At 51.2% G+C, this 20621-nt stretch carries 15 protein-coding genes; all 15 read right to left on the bottom strand.

What is annotated here, in order from left to right; translation table 11 throughout:
• The gene (locus B5F90_RS08150; RefSeq protein WP_204229542.1) at window positions 1–2361 is read right to left on the bottom strand and encodes an AIPR family protein; all 2361 of its coding nucleotides are present in this window, start codon (window positions 2359–2361) and stop codon (window positions 1–3) included.
• A complete protein-coding gene (locus tag B5F90_RS08145) occupies window positions 2348–3364 on the bottom strand; it encodes a PD-(D/E)XK motif protein (protein ID WP_087362307.1) in 1017 nt (338 codons plus the stop codon). The genes B5F90_RS08150 and B5F90_RS08145 overlap by 14 nt, the downstream gene beginning before the upstream one ends.
• Window positions 3351–6155, bottom strand: a complete 2805-nt coding sequence (locus B5F90_RS08140; RefSeq protein WP_204229541.1) for a Z1 domain-containing protein — start codon at window positions 6153–6155, stop codon at window positions 3351–3353. Before B5F90_RS08140 ends, B5F90_RS08145 begins: the two co-directional genes overlap by 14 nt.
• Window positions 6152–7627 carry an ATP-binding protein gene (locus tag B5F90_RS08135; protein WP_087362306.1) on the bottom strand — a complete coding sequence of 492 codons (1476 nt, stop codon included), beginning with the start codon at window positions 7625–7627 and terminating at the stop codon, window positions 6152–6154. Before B5F90_RS08135 ends, B5F90_RS08140 begins: the two co-directional genes overlap by 4 nt.
• A gap of 13 nt (window positions 7628–7640) precedes the next feature.
• Window positions 7641–8153, bottom strand: a complete 513-nt coding sequence (locus tag B5F90_RS08130; RefSeq protein WP_087362305.1) for a hypothetical protein — start codon at window positions 8151–8153, stop codon at window positions 7641–7643.
• Window positions 8150–9436: a DNA cytosine methyltransferase gene (locus tag B5F90_RS08125; protein WP_087362304.1), complete on the bottom strand. Its 1287-nt coding sequence runs from the start codon at window positions 9434–9436 to the stop codon at window positions 8150–8152. Before B5F90_RS08125 ends, B5F90_RS08130 begins: the two co-directional genes overlap by 4 nt.
• 1214 nt (window positions 9437–10650) lie before the next feature.
• On the bottom strand, window positions 10651–11721 hold the full coding sequence (locus tag B5F90_RS08120) for an AAA family ATPase (protein WP_087362303.1): 1071 nt from the start codon (window positions 11719–11721) through the stop codon (window positions 10651–10653).
• Between the two features lie 4 nt (window positions 11722–11725).
• Window positions 11726–12100, bottom strand: a complete 375-nt coding sequence (locus B5F90_RS08115; RefSeq protein WP_087362302.1) for a helix-turn-helix domain-containing protein — start codon at window positions 12098–12100, stop codon at window positions 11726–11728.
• 73 nt (window positions 12101–12173) lie between these two features.
• On the bottom strand, window positions 12174–12965 hold the full coding sequence (locus tag B5F90_RS08110) for a hypothetical protein (RefSeq protein ID WP_087362301.1): 792 nt from the start codon (window positions 12963–12965) through the stop codon (window positions 12174–12176).
• Window positions 12966–13133: 168 nt separating this feature from the next.
• Entirely contained in the window at window positions 13134–14249 is a 1116-nt protein-coding gene (locus tag B5F90_RS08105; RefSeq protein ID WP_087362318.1) for a site-specific integrase, read from the bottom strand.
• 119 nt (window positions 14250–14368) lie between these two features.
• The gene (locus B5F90_RS08100; protein WP_087362300.1) at window positions 14369–15244 is read right to left on the bottom strand and encodes a helix-turn-helix domain-containing protein; all 876 of its coding nucleotides are present in this window, start codon (window positions 15242–15244) and stop codon (window positions 14369–14371) included.
• A gap of 270 nt (window positions 15245–15514) precedes the next feature.
• A complete protein-coding gene (gene mnmE / locus B5F90_RS08095) occupies window positions 15515–17092 on the bottom strand; it encodes a tRNA uridine-5-carboxymethylaminomethyl(34) synthesis GTPase MnmE (RefSeq protein ID WP_087362299.1) in 1578 nt (525 codons plus the stop codon).
• A gap of 4 nt (window positions 17093–17096) precedes the next feature.
• A complete protein-coding gene (locus tag B5F90_RS08090; RefSeq protein ID WP_087362298.1) occupies window positions 17097–18479 on the bottom strand; it encodes a lytic transglycosylase domain-containing protein in 1383 nt (460 codons plus the stop codon).
• 3 nt (window positions 18480–18482) lie between these two features.
• On the bottom strand, window positions 18483–19658 hold the full coding sequence (locus B5F90_RS08085; RefSeq protein WP_087362297.1) for a DUF5683 domain-containing protein: 1176 nt from the start codon (window positions 19656–19658) through the stop codon (window positions 18483–18485).
• A gap of 6 nt (window positions 19659–19664) precedes the next feature.
• Window positions 19665–20540: a ParB/RepB/Spo0J family partition protein gene (locus B5F90_RS08080; protein WP_087362296.1), complete on the bottom strand. Its 876-nt coding sequence runs from the start codon at window positions 20538–20540 to the stop codon at window positions 19665–19667.
• Between the last annotated feature and the right edge of the window lie 81 nt (window positions 20541–20621).

Raw genomic sequence — 20621 nt, 5'->3', positions numbered from 1 at the left:
TCAATTGGGAAACCCGGCCTTCTTGAGCTTCTGCAGGTTGAAGTAGAAGGCATACTTCATCCTGTCAGTTAACGGTTTCATTCCATCAGCGACATCCTTCATGGCTTTCCATTTCCAATCTTCAAGAATTCGTCGACGTTTGTCCCATTCTACCATGGCTTGTATCAGTTCCAATGTAATTTCGTCTTGACCGTTTGCCGGAGAAATGGTATCGGAGGTCTCGGCTGCTTTTGCACGATCCTGCTCGGCCAGACTGTCGGCTTCCTCAAGAAGTTCCGGATTGTGTTGCCAGACATTCTCGTAAATCAGATATCCTCTGGAGATGTCGCTGTCGTTCAGCTTTCGGTTGTTCTTGATTTTATATGCGATATCGCTGGCCAAGGAGGTCAGGGTCGGCTGCAACATCCCCGTGTCGCGTCCCCACGTCTCTATCTTTTTCCAAAGAGAGAACGGGATTGCCCGTATGATACCCTCCTTGTGCCGTCTGTTCGACTCTTCGTCGCCAACATCGCTTTTGTGATTGCGTTTTGGGGGATTCTTTTCATCAATAAAATCCTGACGAATCTTATCGAGATTATAAGCCCATTCATTTGAGCGGACTTTTAACCAGCACTCTTCCTTTTTGGCCCACTCGATATAGTGCGAGACGGGAGATTCTTTGAGAATAAATTCATTTACCTGCTTCATCAGATCGTATATAAAATCCGATAAAGCCAACGAAATTGACTGGTTTTTCCAGATTCGATACAAATCCAGTCGTCCCTCTGTAATGATATTCAGAAGGGACAATGTATACGGAACGACAACTTGTTTCAATTCACCGATATGATTTCCCGTGAGTTTGGTTCCGTATCGCTTGTCGGCAGCCTTGAAGAGAATGGCCTTGGCGATTATGTCTTCAAACCATGCAACGTCGATATGTTTGACGTCCGGGAGATTGTAGTTTATGAAACGGGCATAGTTCTTTTCATTTCCTCGTACCACGATGTGAGGTCCGATAGCCAGATTTCTGCCATTGTATGTTTCCTGCCATGCATTAACATATTTGGCAAGTTCTACTTTCGTTATGACCTGTTTCTTCGGGTATTTCAGATCAAAGGCTTTTTGCCGTGATTTCGTGAATCCTTCCTTCGCCCGCAGGGTTTTGTATTGTCCGCGAGCACGTTCAAAGAACCATGCTGTCTGCAGATTGTTGGTCGGAGTCGTGGGTGCAAATATGTATCTTGAGATGCGCTCGATTTCTACAAGAGCCGGATTGTTGGCCGAGAAGTCGGCATCATTGACCTTGTTTTGAGTATTGGCATAGCGTGATATGCGTGAAACTATTTCCGCGTATTGATCCTTGTCCTTGATGACGGACAGTTTTACCTGAACAAGAATATCTGAAATGTTTGCCTTATCCTTCTTGGCCGTATTATAGATGGAGGCCGTAGTCTGACCACCATTTACAATCTGGAGATTGCTGATATGTCTGATGAAATGCCTTGTTTCATCCAGCTCGATGTGATCTGCTGTTGCAGCGATACCGTTATTGTATGCCAAGAACATGTGAGGTTCATTCTTTATGGTTTCCCGTATGCCCTTGTTGATCTTTCCCGTGAACTGAAGAAACGAACGCACGTTCTGTTCCAGTAGACGGGATCCATAACATTCATAAAGTTTTGCCAGACATTCTCCTGATATTATGGCAACATATGCTTCATAATCGGGGTTACTCAAATTGGCGGCAAGGCATGGAATTTCATATTTGTGTCCGTCAAGATTCTCAAAATCCAGTTCTATGGGAACTCCGGCCTGTTCGGAAATTTTGTAAAGATACTCCACGTCTATAACCTTGTAGTAGATGTTATATCCGCTGATGACTTGGCTGGCAGGCAGTTCGCCCTTGTATGTGCCGTTTGTCAGAATGAAGGCATTTACGCGAATCAGATTGTCGCGCAGTTCGGCATAATTGGCCAGCGTATTGGCGAATTCAAAGATTTCGGAAGATTCTGCAATCTCATTGACATAATCGTTGTATATGGCCCGGTGAAAAAAATTTGTAATCATTTTGGCGGCCGTATCAATCTCTCCTTTGGAAACCGTGCGAGCCTCCGAGGAGTTCGCGTAAAGAGTGATAAAAAGATCAACGGTCTCGTAGTTGTCTGAAATCGCATATCCGTTTATCTTGTGTTGGCCCTTTTTCTTCAAATCTCGTTCGTCGTAGGCAACCGATACGTTCTCCGTTTCGGCTGCATCGGACAGCATGTCCAGACAGATTCGGGTAAATATCTGTTCCTGGGTATTGCCATCTTCGTCACTCGACTGCATGGCGACAACGTCCTGCATAAGGGACTGGTAGAATTTTTCAATCTCTTTCATGATTAACTGTCGATTTGAAGAGTTCCGTGTCAGTCACTGCGTATTCTTCGCAGGCAGACGTGCTGATGGTGTATGTGACGTTGCTGACTCCATTGCGCAGATCCCGTTCCTTGATACGGGGGAAATTCCCCGCTATGCGATAGGCCTGCTCCCTGCGAATCTTGTAGCAGCGATCCTGGTACATGGGCGCGTGATCATCAAAATATCCCGCATGAGTCAGGCCGATATTGAACCGGTGCAGCGCAATCGTGTCAGGCGCCAATGCTTTTCGCAGGTCTTCGATTACCCGGTTCAGGGTCTGGCCGTTTTTCCGGGATACTTCCACGGAAAGATGATATAGGAAAAGCCTGTCAAGCAACGCATCATCCAGTTGGCGTTCCCCGTTTATCGTAAGTCGATCCGAGCCGTTGGTCGCGGTTGTTTTTACCTCGATGGCCCAGTCCTCACCCTGAAAGTCTCTCATGGCCTTGTCGCAACCGACCCAATATCCGACCGTTTCCGTCATGTCGAAGGAATTTCGACGTATCATGCGAAACAACAGATGAAGCTCGCCATACAAACCTTGTTGTTCTGCCGGAGAAAGCCCGGTCGCAAGTCCTCGATCGAAAAGAGTTCTCCACTTTTCAAGCTGATTCAGGATAATGCGAAGTGCAGACTTTTCGGAAGATTCACGGGTTACGGCACTTGTCAAATCCGAGCATAAGGTAGCGAACACGCCGAGACAGTCCGTGTGATGCAGCTGTATCAGCAACAGGTTTCTGTGCTCGAAACTCGCGTCCGGCATTTGCAGGATTCCAAGCTCCTTCAGACTTTTGAACTGGTCAATAGGAATGGTCAGGCTACTGTCATATGAGAAAGCGATACCGTACAAGTTGTCCGGATATCGGTATGTCCCGTATACGTACAAGGGAGACTCAACCGGAATTCTGCGTTTGGTGAGTCCGGATTCCTCTGCCGAGGCCAGATTTTTCCATATGTCTGTTATAGAGTTACTGTTCATCATAAGTGTTGTCGTTGGTGCTGTCGAAGTTCTCCTCGGTAATTGCAAAGTCGGCTACCTGATTGGCTACATAGGAGACGGCCTTGTTGGTATCGCTATGCGGAAATGCGATGGCAAATCCAATGAACGGCTCGTCGTCTTTCGTATAGGAGACAGCGTCCTTTACTCCAGACATGTTGGAATATTCCGGATTCAGCGGATAAATCATGAGCAGAGGAGTCTGTTTGGAGCGGAATTCCTGTCTGACGAGCTGCGGTGAAGGATATTCGTGTTTCCACACTTCTTTAGCCCGGGTCTTCCGGCCTCTGGTCTCATCAAGAGCTTTCAACAACATGTCGTCAGGAAGGTCAATGAATTCATCGGTCGGATTACCCACGATATGGTTCTTACGGATATAGTATGTTCCGGCATTTTGTGCATCCTGTGCCTGCCGGCGAATGAAGCATTCTGCCTGTACGCCGTTCGAAAAGGTATGGACGCATGTGTTGCCATCTGCACTCTTGCTCATCAGTGCGATGTTCCAGGAAACAAGTTCTCCCACATCGTTCAGTTCCCGGATATAGTCGCATATGAGGTCGAGATTGACCTTGGTCAGGGACTCCGGCAGCTGGAACCGTGACAGGTAGTCGCAGACGGTATCGGAAGATATGCCGGTCCACAGATAATCGTTTTTGATTCTGTCTGGAGTTCCGAGTTCTGAAAGCAGACTGTCCGTTGCCGCCAGATTGTTCCGTTTGGAGACCGGATCCCGGAGCAGCTGGTAGGTCTCTACCAGACGACCGGCCCACGAGACCTGAATGTTCTTCGTGTGACGCATTTTGGATATGGATGTTATCTGCAACTGCCCGGGATGCGTGCGAACCTTTAGGGCATAGTTCTCCGGCGTCCCGCCTGATTCGGCCAGATATCTGAACTCTTCCCGAAGTTCGTCGCTGGCAAGCGTTATGTGACGGTACCATTCGTTCAGTTCGTTACTGGTGAAGAGTCTGCAAAGATCCACATAGCCGGGACGATAGCCGAACCATCGTCCCATCTGCATCAGCGTGTCGTACATTTTCGATGCGCGCAGGAAATAGCTAACGGACAGCCCTTCGAGCGTAAGTCCGCGGGACAGCTTGTCACCGCCGATGGCAATGACCGAAATGCCGTTCTTTTCGTTCTCGTAATAGGTCAAACTATCTCCGGAGGTCCCGTTGATGGACTTGACCTCTATCTTCTGTACAGCCCGATAGAGCAGAGGCCTGATCTCCTCCCATGTGTGGCGTCGTATTTTGTTGTCGATGCGGGAAAGAACCGGTGAATCGATGATTTCTCCGGTAATGGTACGGTATGAACGGTAATCGGGAGAGTCTTCCTCAAAAATCCGACGGAGATCTTCCAGCATGGTCGGATCATTCGCCTCGATTTCGTTCTTGTAGTATTTGAACAGACGGTCGATAATCTCCTTGAGATGATTCTGCCATGCCTGAAAACGTGATACGTGGATCAGCATGGAATTGTGTTTGTTCTCCTGACCGCGGGCAATTCGAATGGCACAGGTAACGATAAAACACTTGATGGCTGTTCTCAACGATTCCGGAATATCATCTATCGTCGGTTTCGGATCGTCTCTCTTGTGACCTGCGGGCACAAAGGTGTCGCTGTCCGTAACCGGGAAAACAATGGGCAGAAGATCTTCGTTTCCATCGGGATCAGCCGAAGTGCCGAAGACCTTTTCGGGGCCGACGTAGTTGTCGGGAGCCGGAAGGTTGATGATGAAATCCTTGGGGAAAAGATCGTCCTTGTCGAGAGGAATAAAGATGTTGGCAAACGGGGTAGCCGTATAGCCGACATATGCGGACCGGTTGAACAGCTTGATGATCTTGCAGATATTCCCGTTTATGGCGGTCGGGTCATCACCGACCCGACTGGTATTTATGGAAGCATTGTCCGCTTCGTCATCAACAAGCAGAAGTGACTTGTTGGCTATGACATCGTGGGTGGACTGTGATTTCAACCAACTGTACAGCCGCTTGAGTACGGAAACGTTTTTTTTGATCACGAGAATGATCGGCTGTGGATTGTTGAAGTTGAAACCGGCCGTATTTGCCGCCTGCTTTGTGAAGTCGCCCCGTTCGGTGCTGGTCGTGTAGGAGTTTGCGATGGCTTTGTCAAAACCGGGAATCAGACCTACTCCGATACGTATGGTTTGGTTCATGTTGTAGGCTCTGGTATTTTGCGTGTCGAATCCCAGAAAACCTTCGTCTATGCGGGTCTGTGTCTGACTTCTTAAATTGTTGTGTATGCCTGCCAGAATGATGATCAGGTTGAATCCGGCATCGGCGGCCTTGCAGATCAGCCCCGTATAGTTGGCTGTTTTGCCGGACTGTACCTGTCCGACGACAAGTCCTTTCTTGTTGATGATAATGTCGCTGCGCTGTGGATTGAACAGCTTATCCAGAATACGGTCGGTCAGATCATCCAGTTGGAAGATAACCTCGGGGGCAAAATGCTTCTGTTCGGCCAAGTATTTCTTGTATCGGGTCCAGAACAGCCATTCCGAACGACATTCAGCCTTGAATTCTTTCAACCAGGGAATACGGGCATCACGTCCTTCCAGAATCTGGTAGGTATCTACCTTTACGTTATAAATGGACAACAGACTTTTCTTCAGCTCTATTTTGTCCAACCCTGCAAACATGGGCAGGCTTGTAACGGTGAAAATGGCTGTATCTATATCGCCGTCACTTACTCCAGGCTTGAATCCAATCATGGCCTGGCACATATTGATTGCTTTTTCGTTCAGTTCATTCATTGCAGTTCGTCTATCAGGTTTTCGTATTCGTTGAAAGGCTCCATTTGTTTCAGTGCCAGTCTTGACTGTTCAGGAGTCAATCCTTGATCCAATTGCCTTTCATGAATTTGTTTTATCATTGTGCGGAGCAACCCGGGATCCATGTCCGAATAAGGTTGTTTCTGGCTGTCGTCATCGTTGGCCTCCCGTACATAGATGGTTTTGGCGGGTATGGATTCCTCCACGAATTTCAGCAGCATGTCAATAGCTTGGTCCGGGTTCTCTTTGGCAAGCTCTCGAATATTACGGACAAGCGCATGTTCCCGATTGACGACGAAAGACCATTTGTTGTCCTTTTTCTTTTCCAGCCAAAGACTTTGAAATTCCTGCCCGGCCCGCTGCTTGAGGATACGTCCGCGGTGTCTGTAAACCTCGGATCCTTTGTTGCAGGCTTGTCTGGCATAGGATTCAAGCTGCTGCCTGCATCCGACGGGGGGCGCCGCTTTGGCCTTTCTGATGTCTATCTGCCAGTCGGAATCCACGCTGTTGGGCAGATTGATTTGTATTCGAACCAGTTTGTAGGCCTCTTCCTTGCGAAACAGTCCCAGCCAGTCTCCGGCCAGCAGCAGACGGTCTCCGCGATAGACATAAAATCCTTGGTGTGCGGAGAATCCGAAGATGCCTTCGGCCTGTCTGTATGCGGTCTCCGAAGAGAAGTTGTTCTTGTGGGGCAGGATATATCCCTTTACGGTTACCTGCTCTCCGATTTGTTCGGACGGCATGATCTGTACCTTGCTCTCCTTTGGGCAGAAGGGATTCCACGGGTCGATTTCATGTCCGCCCCAGTGTATTGCGACGGATTTGGCCTCTAGGAACCGGTGAAAGGTCATTGAAAGATGTTTCTTGACCCGATCGAACGCCTCCGAGAACTTTCTTTTGGCATTCTCGTTCTCGGCTTTTGTCGCAGCCGGGATAATTCGGTCCGGATCCGTCCAGATAACGATGGTGCCGGATGCAAGGTCATCCAGTTCATGTTCGAAGCCTTCCGGACACCAATGAACCAATTCCCATCGGTCGCATCGAGCAACATGATCCAGACTCCATGTCCAGAATTCGGGAGACTGTCCCTGAGTCTTACTCATGACGGTTAGGGTCCGACATTGGGAGAAGGATGCGGTTTTCAGACCGAGACCGAAACGTCCAAGGTCCGTTGCCGACCGTTCTTCCAACGGATTCTGTGCTCCTGGCCGCATGGCCTGAATAATATCGTCTCCGGACATGCCACGTCCATCATCCCTGATTGTTACGATGGAATCTCCTCCCTTCCAGATCCGGTTGATCCATACGTTTTTGGCCGATGCCGATATCGAATTGTCCACAATATCGGCAACTGCTGTTTCCAGACTGTAGCCGATGGCTCGAAATGTTTCGATCATCGCTGCGGCCCCCGGAATGGCTGATGCGGTTTTAATATTGTCAAACTCGATATTCATGGTTTAAATCAATTTAGTATCCTATTATCAGAATTCCCTTTAATGGGAGATTCAATCGATTGGATGTATATAATGTGTCCAGAAAATTGATAACTGTTTCAAAATCATCATGACCTCTGTAATCATTTCGAACAGCAATAACGAGTTGTTCTATATCATGCATTACACATGCTTGAAAGATGTCTTTCAAAAATTGATAATTGACAACGGCTCGTCCGGCTTCAATTTCCATGACGACGTTATTGATCGGATGATAACAATCGGCCTCAAAGTATTTTTCCATTTCTCCATTTCGACCAAACAGGACGGGAATGCGTATTTTATCTTCCAGACGTTTACTTACTTCGACCTTAAAGCCCAATGCCATGAGAGGTTCGGACAGGATATGCAGAACATCATTGCTGTGGAGAAGATTTGTTTGGGACGAGATCAGATGCTCTTGAGCAATAAATATATCAACAACTTGCCGCAATATTTCCGGCAGTAATTGATTTTTAGGAAAATATTGATATTGAATGGTTGTCATAACATTTTCTTGATTGCTTCGGCAATTCTTTGGGCAAGTACGACCGGTACGGCATTGCCAATTTGTTTGAAGGCAGATGTTCGGCTCCCCTCAAAATAGTAGTCATCCGGAAATGATTGTAACCGGGCCGCTTCTCGAACTGTAATGGAGCGTACCGTTTCCAATGTCGGATTTAATGTCGGATAAATATAGTAATGACCGTCCATGGCAATGTGTGCAACCACCGTGTGACTGCATCCGTAAGGATCGACGACATTGAAACGGTTGAGAAAGGTCTCCTTGTTTCGATGAGTCTGCAGTTCGGCTGGCAGTTGTGCATAGTTCAGTCGGTGGTGCTCATTCAACCACTTCTCGACGGCTATCTTGTATATTTTACGATCGTTCTCGTTGGTCGGCCTGGCTACATGCTGGGTCGTAAAATCCAGCTCGCCGCGTATTCCGGACCGGTCGAGATACGGCATTTCGGACAAGGGCCTGACATACGAAACGGCTTCGCAAAATTTTCCTTCACCTGCCTTACGTGCTGGCAGGTCCGAGAACAGATCTCTCAGTACCTGATAGTGACATTCCTCCACGGGCAACTCCGGGTAATGGTATGGACTTTTCGATCCTTTTACGGCGCGCTTCCAGCCTACTATAATGACTCTCTGCCGGTTTTGCAGGACTCCGTGTTGGGATGCAACCTGAACTTTGCAGTTCATGTCATAGCCGAGCGTGTCAACCAATCGTTTGAGATCCGCAAAGGGTTCTCCCCGTTTGGCAGTCAACAGCCCCAATACGTTCTCGAATACGAACATCTCGGGATCATAGTGCTCGATAAATCGAACGTAGTATTTGTACAGCTCGTTTCGAGGATCATTCTCGACCTCCTTGCCCATACGCGCTCTGCCGGCGACAGAATAGGCCTGACAGGGAGGACCACCGATGATGATATCCACCTTGCGTTTGCCTTTGAGTTCGTCCACGTTCTTGAAAATATCATCAATCGTATTTTCTCCTATTGTCGTGCATATCGTGGTATTGATTACGCTTTTCGGGACCTGGACCCAGAGTTTTCGCCCGTCTGTCCCTTCTTCCTTATGTCTGAGGTAATCTTCATAGATCGAAAGCATTCCATTTTTCTGAAGATAATGAAATGCCGATCGTGTCTTCAGCGTGTTACAGGCGTCCTTGTTCATCTCGATATGCGCAATTGGGGTATATCCGGCTCTGATGAAGCCCTCTGAAAGTCCTCCTGCTCCGGCAAATAGGTCTATGAATGTATATGATTTTGTTTTTTTCATTTACTTGGTTATAGTATTTTGTTGCAAAGTTAACGTATTTAATTGATGATATGGGCATGAATTTCAAATTATCTACTGTAGTATTTATAGATTTTTATCACAACTTTGTTTTATGGTTATATCGGTTTGAAATACTCAAACAGATTGATGTTGTGTTTGATTCTCAAAAATTGTGGCCGTTTTGGTACTGGTACTTCGTTGCATCTTTTGCTATGTTGAATTCTTCCAATAATAAAAGAATATGTTTTGATATTTTTCCTATGTATAAGAAGTTCAATAAATTTACCAGATTTAATCTGACTTTTCATCCGTTCCTAATATGCTGCCAGTTTATTCAGACTGTTAGGATAAGTTTCTGGCATTGCTAATTTGGACATATTGTGCAGATGCGTTAACCAACTCTGCCAGATACCGTCTTAGTGTTTGCCGGATTCTCAAAGTGCATTTATTGCAAGGATTATCCAGTCTACGAAATCTCATTTGTCAGAGTCCATGATAGAAGTTTGCCATAAGATGAACCAATTTTTGTTAGAGAGTATGTGCTATGATCATTGAACATTCGTAATTTGATTCTGATAGTAAGTTTGGCTATGGACATGACGAATCAAGATCAAAAATAGGGAAGACAATATCAACGACATGTCCAATTGCCCAAGCATGGGACTGTCCGATATTCTGCCGAATGGGGTTAAGAGTTTTGGTTGTAGACCTCGCATTTAGGAATCGTAGGCTTACCCTAGTTTCACATGATGTATTTTTGCGCCAGCCATAGCTATTGCCTCAAATCATAACTTGGTTAAAGTCCTATCCGATTCTTCTGCGGGAACTATATGCATAAAGCAGATATTATAATTGGCTACAAGAGAGATAGGATTTTTCGCCCACTGTCCAATTCCTCCATTGATTTTCCCGTGCCCAGCTTGCTGTTTTAAGTGGCACTTATCCCGCCGCCGAAAGGCGAGTGGGGTATTAGGCTCCCCATAGGGTTTATTACTGGCAGACGGGCAAGCCCGGCATGGAGTATAGCTTCACTTCAAATAGTGCAGATGCTGTCCGGTTTCTAGTGTACATACAAAAGGGAGCATGGCAGATTGCACCTGTATGATGAAACCTGCCATAGCTTTGCTTTATTCCCATATCTACACCCCGGCATTAAAGTAAAGCCGGGAAATGTCACAGAAAAATGTCACACCGGGATTTAATGGCTTAGTGGCTCAATAATGGAAATCTCTGTTGAATTTGTATTCTTTCCCTTCTTTTACGACCATCCGCTTGTTGCATAGGAACTTTGCCAATTCAACCGTCTTGTTGTACCCCAATTTTATCCCTAGCCGTCCATAGCAATCTTTCAGCTTCTCAAGGTAGCCGTTATAGCCGCTGATGTTTCCGTCCTCAAAAGCGGCGTTTAATGCGGAACGGTGCGAATCCTCAGGTATTTCCCTGTACGGGTCGAACGGTTCCTTAGGCGGGCGTCCTGGTTGCCTTTTCTGGGGCTGATATGACTCCACCAGTTCGGGCTGGGAGTCATCGTTTACCCGGAAGGCAAACGGTTCAAACTCACGGTCACGGCTGTGTATGGCTTCCACAACACTAATGGATTTGTCGTCTTTGTCTGGCTCTATCTGCATGACGGTTTCCGCCTTGTTGTTCAGTTCCGTGCCGACATGACCGCGTGCGTGTTCGTCATTCTTGTTCTGATGCAGGACGGTATGGATGTGTATCTGCCGGTCATCGGTCCATTGCATGAACTTGGATATCACATCGGTGGATTCACCGGGTGAATTGATATCATGGATGAAGTCCCGGATGCCATCTATGATGACCAGACCTAAATCGGGTATCATGCAGATTGCCTCTTCCGTTATTGCCAGTCGTATTTCGGGCGAATATTTCCGGAGTGCCAGCATCGTCAGGTTGTCTGCATCAGTGTCTTTCGGCAGACCTGCCAGTTTCAGGATTCTATTCAGAACAATCTGGCAATGGTTCTTGCCCTGTTCCGTGTCAACGTAGAGAATCTTCCTTTTTCCATCCGGGAAGCAGGCACGGTAATGTAGCACTGTGCCATTTTTCAGAGCAGCCGCAGCGATGGCGGAGACATTGAAGGTCTTCTTGCTTTTGGCCTTTCCAATGGATGCACTGAAGTTTCCCAGAGTCCCGATTGTGGAATCATCCACCATAAGCACGGAAGCGGACTGTTCGTATGTCCCGGTCACACTTATGACAGATTCTTTTATGTAGTTTCTCAATTCCTCCGGAGTAGGAATATTGCAGCTCGTCTTTTCCATATTCCTACAGTTCTCTTGGTTTGGCCTTATGTCTTGTCGCAGCAAGCATCTGCTCGTGTTCCTCCTCGAAGCTCAGAGGCACCTGGCTTTTTCTTCCGGTCTCCAGCCATTTGTCCAGTTCGTCGCGATATACGAACAGATGCTTCCCCTGCTTGATGACAGGTATCCCTCCGTGTTTGGCCTTGTAATAGAAGGATGACTTGGATATTCCAAGGTAGCTGCATACTTCCTCGACGGTCATAGGGACATGCAGGTTTTCTTTGACAGGAACCTGTTTTGCAAAATTGTCCTTCAACGCATTTTCGAGACTCTCGATTCTTTCGCAAAGTTTGCCTACCACTTCCGGCAAATCATTGAATGTAAGGTTTTCTTTTAGCATGACTAAACGATTTAATTGTTTAACATGCTGCAAACCAACATAATGATATTATGCAGATTATAATCAGCAGAAACTAATTATCGCTGTCTGCTGAAGTTTGCATACAACTGAAATGATAGTCCCCGTTCTCCGGGACATCTATGGCAATTATGGCGGGAACTGAGTCACGAAGATTCTTACAAAGGTATTCGATTGTAGCATTTTCCAGTTCATGCGGGAATATTGTTTTTATGAACTTTGCCCTGTCGATTAAAGGGATATCAAGTCTCTCCCCGATATTCCATGCATAATGTCTCAGCGAAGGGGACTTGATTTGATTATCGGGCTTTGAACGAACCGGTTTATATGGTTCCGCTTGTCCGTATGCCAGAGATTCTATGTTCTCATGGAGAGTTTCAAGATCGTCTATGGATAAGAACTGCGACATTTCGTGTGTGGTGTATTCATGTATTGCATGCACAATAGCGGTCTTCTTCTCCATTTCATTGCGCCGCAATTCTTCTATGCGGGCTTCATATTTCTTAAGATATGGACTCTCGACCTGTTTTTCACTGGTTGCATTATCAGTTTGGGGCAATTCTACCAGGGTATCATGATTTGTCTCGGAAGGGACAGTTCCTCTTGAGGATAACTCCTTGCAGCCCAAAGAAAGATAACTTTTGGAGAGTAGAGAACAGAACAGGCGTTGCAGGGCAGCGCATGACATGATGGTTGCTACGGTTCCTAATATGACCGGAGTAGAATAGTCAATCAGGTCAATCTGGTAATTGTTGTACAATATTGTTGCTACTGTCGTATAGGCGACACACGTAATTGCAAGGACCCGGCTTGTCTTTTTGATGGATATTCGGTTGTTATCTGCCATAAACTGTTATTGTTTGAAATTATGATAGGACAAAAATAGATGTCCGGTTTCAGACAGTTGTAAATAATGACGGAAAAATAGCCGGGAATTAAGAAAAAATATGGTTAGAGTATGATTTTCAGCGAAAAATCATACTCTAACCGATAAAACAGGCACGAATCAGTCAGGTCAGCCCTTTCTTGTCAATGTGATTTTGGTGGTCGCCTCACGCTTGTTGCTGTCGACTACTTTCATGTAGCGTTGGGTGGTAGTGATGCTCTTGTGCGCCATGTTGCTTTGGATAGTACGGATATCAGTACCCGCTGCAGCCTGAAGGGTCGCATATGTCCTGCGGTATGAGTGGAAAGTTATGTTTTTGGTAATTCCTGCGGAACGGATCCATTCCTTCATAGTCTGCTGCGTCCAGCTCCGCTTCAGGCCTTTGAACACAAGACCTTTTTTCTCGGGACTGTACCCGATCAGTTCCAAGGCTTCATCACTTATCGGGATGATGTCCTCGGTCTTGGTCTTCTGGGTGATGGTATGGACACATTTTCCTCCAGCTGCAAAGTCAACGATTTCCTCCCAGCAAAGGGAAAGTATATCGCTGAGCCGCAAACTGGTCAGGCACGAAAAGAGGGAAGCAGTCTTTAGAACAGGTATCTTGCACGGAGTTTCAGCCAGGCAATACAGCTCTTCCACACTCAGGTATTCCTTGGCAACATCTTCCGGTTCGATTTTTTCCAGAAAGTCATTGACATTGGTCTTTATCATCCTGTTGCGATACAGAATCTTCAGGAATCCACGGAAAGTGGACCAGTAACCAGAAGCGGAGTTCTTTGATATCTGTCCGTCACGCCGGAGTTGCTTGGCGTTAAGCAGGTATTCCCGGAACTTGTTGCACAAGTCCACATCTATTTCTTCGAAAGTGCATTTGCCGTGAACGAAGTTGTAGAAGTGCTGATAGACAAATCCCCATTTCTGGTCATGCTTGCGGAGCTGCTTCCGGTAATACTCCAGAAAGTCCGCTTTGTACTTGCGCTTGTCGAAGAAATCGTACCGTTCATTTACGATAGCTTCAAACCTCCGGCACCGGATTGCTTCAGCCTTTTCCGACATGGCAGCGTTGAAGTCGCGTTCACGCTGATTCTTGGGATTGGCATAGATGTAAATGTTCAATCCTTCATGGCGGATGGTCTTCATTGTTTCCTGATCCCGGTAGCCCGGATAATAATCAAGGTAGAACGACAGCATACCTTTCTTCAAAGGGCGCGTCCTCAATGTAACTGTTTTGCATTCTGACATAATGTTGAATATTAAATGGTTGTAACTGATTTTTGCTGCGAAAATCCTTAATGCTTTTATACAGACCATAATCAGCAGGAAATAATTTTCCGATAATTACAGTCGGTCGCATTTAGCCACTAACGGGCTCCCATGATGTGGTCGAATTCCACCTTCAGAAAGCGCACGAACCTGCCTTTCTTCTCCCGTTTTATTTCGTGGAATTGCAGGATGCCGTAAACTGAATCCCGGGTGAGATTGTATTTTTTCATGGCTTCCTGTACGGTGTAGTATTCAGACGAATCATCTTCGGCGGTCTGTTTTGACAGGTCGAAGTGAAGTTTGGAGTAGAATATCTGCCCGTGTTCTTTCTTTGAGGGAATGTTGTTACGGTAGACGTGCGAGCGGATGGCGACACGTGTCATTCCGTACTTCTTCTCGATTTCTTCGGGAGTGTACCATTCGGTCAAGGCATCGTCCGTCTTGTATTTGGCGAATGCCGCATCGATATGCTTTTTGCTGTAATAGTTGAACTGGCGGACTTTGACTTTGGGAATCTTATGCTGCCGAGTATAAGTCCATACCCATTTAGCATTGACCTTATACTTTTCCGCTATTTCTTCAGCGGTATAGTATTCACTCATGTCAAAATCGTCTTTAGGAACTATTCGCTCATAAGGTTTTGTCTTTAGCATTAGTTCAATATCCGCACGACGGATAAGAGATTTCTTTCCACTGATACGGGATGCTCTTAGTTTTGATTCCTTTACCAATTTATAAACATATTGGCGGGTCACCCCCATGAGCCTGGCAGCTTGTGCAAATGAGAAGAAATCTTGTCCTTCTGCAGCCTGTTTAGGTTGCAGCAATTCCTGCATTTTTCTCATCTGGCGTTTACGTTCCCGGATACGTTCTTTGTAACCGAGATTAGAGCACTGATGACTGCAATAGCAAGTCGTTGTTTTCTTAGCGATAAATGGTTTTCCACACCATTGGCAAATCTTTCTTACTTCCATATTTTCCTAATATATTTTGAGTTCAAATCTCTTTATTTCTCCTCTTTTGTGTCAACACACGTAAACCATTGTCAACACACGTCAACTACTGCGTCATCGTGACATCGGGGCAAATCCCGAAAATGTTCCGCGGTAGAAATACGGTAGAAAAATATGGCGGACAACTATCTCCGACTGTACATAGCCGGATTTTGGACAAATAAAAAAGCCGCTGAAAATCAGCGGCTTCATTATAGTTGGTTCTAATTCGTTGCAGTTAATTGCGGTATATCATTTTCCGATGCAAAATTTTGAGAAGATATTTCCAAGAATCTCGTCCGTGGTGATTTGACCCGTGATGGTGCCCAGATGGAAGATGACCTGGCGAATCTCCTCGCTCAGCAGGTCGGCCGTGAGCATCGCGTCGCAGCCCCGCAGCGCCTCCTCGAGCGCTCGCTCGGCCGCCGTCAGCGCCTCGTAGTGGCGGCCGTTCGAGACCACCGTGTCGCCCTGTTCGAGTGCCGCCGTGTCGACCTGCTCCCGCAGCCTGTGGCGCAGAAGGTCGATGCCCTCGCCCCGCTTGGCCGAGATGCCGATGACCCCCTCGGGCAGCGTCACCCCGGGGCGCATGTCGAGCTTGTTGACCACCGTGAGCAGCCGCTGTTCGGGCCGCAGCGTGAACTCGGGCTCGGGAAGCCGCAGCGTGGCCCCGTCTTCGTGTGCGTCACGGGCGGTGGCGGCTGTCGTTCCTTCGGGTGCGCTCTGGCTCCCCGCCGCAGGGGCATTGTGTGTGTCGGAGATGGCGGCTGTCGCGATGTTGTCCGCCGCAGCATTGACATGGGTGCCGGCGGCTGCCGTGTTGTCGCCGGCCGCGGTGGCTGAATGTGTGTGGGGAGGATTGGCCGCAGCCTCTGTCCGGGCGGAGTCGGCCGGTGCCAGTGTGGTGGCGTCGACAAGCCGCACGACGATGCGGGCGCGGGCGATGCCGGCACGGGTGCGTTCGATGCCCATCCGTTCGAGCCGGTCGTCCGTCGCGCGGATGCCCGCCGTGTCGATGAAGCGGAAGCGGACGCCGTCGATGACGGTCTGCTCCTCAATCAGGTCGCGTGTCGTTCCGGCAATCTCGGAGACCATCGCCCTGTCCTCGTTCAGCAGCCGGTTGAGCAGCGTGCTCTTGCCGACGTTCGGCGCGCCGACAATCGCCACCGGAATGCCCTCTTTCAGGGCGCTTCCCAGCGCGAAGGAGCCCCTCAGACGAAGAATCTCAGACAGAATCTCCTCCATCGTGCAGCGCAGCTTCCGCCGGTCGGCGAACTCCACATCCTCCTCCGAGAAGTCGAGCTCCAGTTCGAGCAGCGAGGCGAGGTGCAGTAGCTCCCCGCGCAGATGGTCGAGCCGCTTCGAGAAACCGCCCCGCAGCTGCCCTGCGGCGAGCGTATGGGCGGCCCTCGACGAGGAGGCAATCAGGTCGGCGACCGCCTCGGCCTGCGCCAGGTCGAGCTTGCCGGCCAGGAAGGCCCGCAGCGTGAACTCCCCGGGCGTGGCCATGCGGGCCCCGGCGTCGAGCAGCAGCCGCAGAATCTCCGAGACGACGTAGGCCGAGCCGTGGCACGAAATCTCGACCGAGTCCTCGCCCGTGTAGGAGTGCGGGGCGCGGAAGAGCGAGACCAGCACGTCGTCGATGAGCCGTGCGCCGTCGCTGATGGTGCCGCGGTGGAGCGTATAGCCGGCCGCCTCGCTCAGCGGGCGGCGTCCCCGGAAGATGCGCTCCACCGTCTCGATGGCCCCGCTGCCGCTTACGCGGACGACGGCAATCGCTCCGCCGGTCGGGGTGGCCGGAGCGACAATGGTATCGTGGTCGTGAAGCATGGTGTTACCTCCCTTCGATGCGGAGCCGCTGGCCGATGCGCAGCTTGTGGGCATTTCGGATGCCGTTCCAGCGCATCAGCTGGGCCGTGGTGACGCGGTAGCGGCGGGCGATGGCCCCCAGCGTGTCGCCCCGCTTGACGACGTAGACCGTGCCGGTGCGCTGCTGGCGCTTCTTGTCGAGGTTTGCCGGATTGATGTACTCCTTCAGATAGGCCGAATCCTTGGCGAAAATCTCCTGCTCGTGGGCGATGTAGTCGGCCACGCTGCGCTGGGGCAGCGTGAGCGTGTAGCTCTTGGTCGTGGCCGGGATGATGTCGAGCTTGTACTGCGGGTTGAGCTCGCGCAGCGTCTCGAGCGGGATGTCGATGGTCGAGGCAATCTGCCCCAGGTGGAGGATGCGGTTGACGTGGAGCGTGTCGGTGGCCAGCGGCAGCGGCGTCTCGGCCGGTTCGATGCCGTGCTGGCGGTGGTAGGCGTAGCCGTAGGTCGCGCCGATGAAGGCCGGGACGTAGCCGCGCGTCTCGCGGGGCAGATAGTCGTAGATGTCCCAGAAGGTCTTGCCTCCCGAGCGGGCGATGGCCTTGTTGACGTTGCCCGGGCCGCAGTTGTAGGCCGCGATGGCGAGCGTCCAGTCGTGGTAGATGTTGTAGAGGTCCTTCAGATAGCGGCAGGCGGCGCGGGTGGCCAGCAGCGGGTCGCGCCGCTCGTCGACGAGCGAGTTGACCTCCAGCCCGTAGCTCTTGCCCGTCGTGGGCATGAACTGCCACAGTCCGACGGCCCCCATGGGCGATACGGCCGTCGTCGAGAGGGCCGACTCGATAATCGGCAGCGCGCGCAGCTCGATGGGGAGCCCTTCGCGCAGCAGCTCGTCCTCGATGAGCGGAAAGTAGTAGCGCGACATGGCCAGGATGCGGCTCATCGTGCCGTACTGCGAGCTGGTATAGCGGTTGATGTAGCCCTTGACGATGGCGTTGAAGGGGAGCTCGATGGGTGAGGCCAACGCCCGCAGCCGCTCGACGTAGAGCGAGTCGCCCGGCGCCTCTTCGCCTGCCGGCACGTCGGCGACGAACTCCCGGAAGAAGCTCTCGAAGGCCTCCAGCCGCCGCTGCTCCTGCCATACGGCCGCCAGCGAGTCGATTTGCTGCGGGGTGAGGTCGCGCGATGCCGTCGTGTCGCACCACGTGCGCGGGGTGCGCTTTGCCAGGGACGAATCTTCGGGTTCGGGCTCCGCGGGGGCAGGGGCGGCCGGCCGGCTCTCCTGGGCGGGCTGCGGGGTGGTCTGCTCGGTTTTCGTGGAGCGTTTTCTGCGGGGTTTGCGGTCGAGGGTGTTTGCGGTTGCGGTCCCGGCCAGCAGGCCCAGCAGCGTCAGTGTTGCGAAGATTCTCATGGATTAGAAATTCAGGCTCAGGTTGAATCCGAAGACGGGGCGGTGGCCGCTTGCCGTCGGAACGTATGTATAGTCGACCATCGGCTCGAGGTTCATCGAGAGGTCGTCCGAAATGTCGTAGTCCTTCAGGTGGGCATCCACGTGCGCGTCGATAATCTGGAGCACGTAGAGACCCGCCGTGATGATGATGCAGAGGTCGCGGTTGCGGCGGTAGCTGTCCTTGAGGTTCTTGAGGAAGGTTGCCGAGTAGCGGCCGCCGAACTCGTCGGTCGAGCCGTTGGGGTAGGCCTCGGGGTGGTTGTCGTAGTCGGCGCGCAGGCTGTAGGCCTTCTTGAAGCGCTGGTAGCCGCGGTTGTTCCAGTCGATGCAGTAAATCAGCGTGGCGAATCCGCCCACCACGAAGGGCACCTTCCAGTAGCTCTTGTTGTAAATCTGGCCGGCGCCCGGACAGATGCAGGCCAGCGTGGTCGCCTTCTTGACGTTCGAGACCTCGTTGGTCGAGTAGTTCACCGCCGCGTCGCCGATGAAGTAGATGTAGGAGGCAATCGTGATGCCGAGGTAGAGCTGTCGGCGTGTGTTGCTTCGTATCATCTTCTGCTGCAGGGCGTTGAGCTCCGGCGTGCGGACCATGCTCACGTCGGTGATGGCGTCGAACTTGCGGCGCAGGGGCTTGTAGGTGCGGCTCTCGTTGATGTAGAGCGCCAGACCGCCGCCCACCAGTCCGTAGAGAATCGGCAGCTTCCAGTACTGTTTGTTGTAGATTTGGCCGTATCCAGGCAGCATGGTCGAGAGCCAGCAGACCTTCGAGAGCGACATCGAGTCGCTCATCAGCCAGCCGCGACGGCGTGTCGAGTCGGCGGCCAGCAGCGAGCGGCGGCCCGAGAGCGAGTCGCGCAGCAGCGAGTCGGTGCGGGCGATGTCGTCGGTGCGCAGCGCCGTGACCACGAGCGAGTCGGCCGTGAAGTCGGCGGCCAGCATCGAGTCGATTTCGCGGGCCAGAGCCGCCCGGGCGAGCGAATCGGCGCGCAGCTGCAGCGAATCGGCGCGTTGGAACATGCCGCCGCGCACGATGGTGCGGGGGCCGCGCTTGCTTCGCAGCGGCGATTGGGCCGCGGCCGTCGAGCCGAGCAGGAGTGCGAGAAGCGCCAGCAGCGCCGTTTTGAACCGAAGTGCCGCCATGGGGTCTCAGGAGCGTTTGCCGAAGCGTTCGAGGAAGTTTTCGATGTCGCGGTCGTCGGCAAAGCCGATGACGATTTTGCCGCCGCCGTTTTTCGAGCGTTTGATGCTGATGTCCTCAGTGAAGAGCTTCTCGAGCTGCTCGACCAGACGCGAGTAGCTCTCGGGATACTCCTCCTCGTCGGCCGCCGGCTCCTTGCTGCGCGAGGCCTCGTCGCAGAGCGTGCGCACGAGCTCCTCGACCTGGCGCACCGAGAGCCCCTTTTTGACGCAGCGCTTCAGCACGCGCAGCTGCTCTTCGGCCGGCGCCCCGGCGATGGCCTTGGCGTGGCCCATCGAGATGAGCCCCTCCTTGAGGGCGAGCTGCACCTCGTCGGGGAGCTTGAGCAGGCGCAGGTAGTTCGACACCGAGGAGCGCTTCTTGCCCACCTTCTCCGAGAGGGCGTCCTGCGTGAGGTGGCACTCGTCGATGAGGCGCTGCATGCCCAGCGCGATTTCAATGGCGTTGAGGTCCTGGCGCTGGATGTTCTCCACCAGGGCCATGGCGTGGAGGTTCTCGTCGTCCACCTCGCGGATGTAGGCCGGCAGGGTGGCAATGTCGGCACGCTGGGCCGCACGCCAGCGGCGCTCGCCGCTGATGAGGATGTATTTGCCTCCCTCGGCGCGCTTGACCGTCACGGGCTGGATGACGCCCAGCTGGCGAATCGAGTCGGCCAGTTCGTCGAGCGCCTCCTCGTCGAACTGCGTGCGGGGCTGCGTGGGGTTGGGAATGATGTCCGCGACGGCGATTTCGGCCATCTCGGTCATCGGTTTGAGTTTGACGTCGAGCTTTTCGGCGCCGAAGATGGCGTCCAGCCCGCGTCCTAATCCCTTCTGTGGTTTCATTATCGTCTGTTTTCTGTATTCGGTACTCCTTGCGGCGGTACGGCGCCTCCGTACGGGCGGTGCGGCCTTATCCGGTGCGCG

It is taken from the genome of Alistipes sp. An31A (assembly GCF_002159425.1).
GTDB classification, from domain to species: Bacteria; Bacteroidota; Bacteroidia; order Bacteroidales; family Rikenellaceae; genus Alistipes; species Alistipes excrementigallinarum.
The sequence above is the reverse complement of the archived record's forward strand: the minus strand, read 5'-3'. Positions and strand labels throughout refer to the sequence as shown.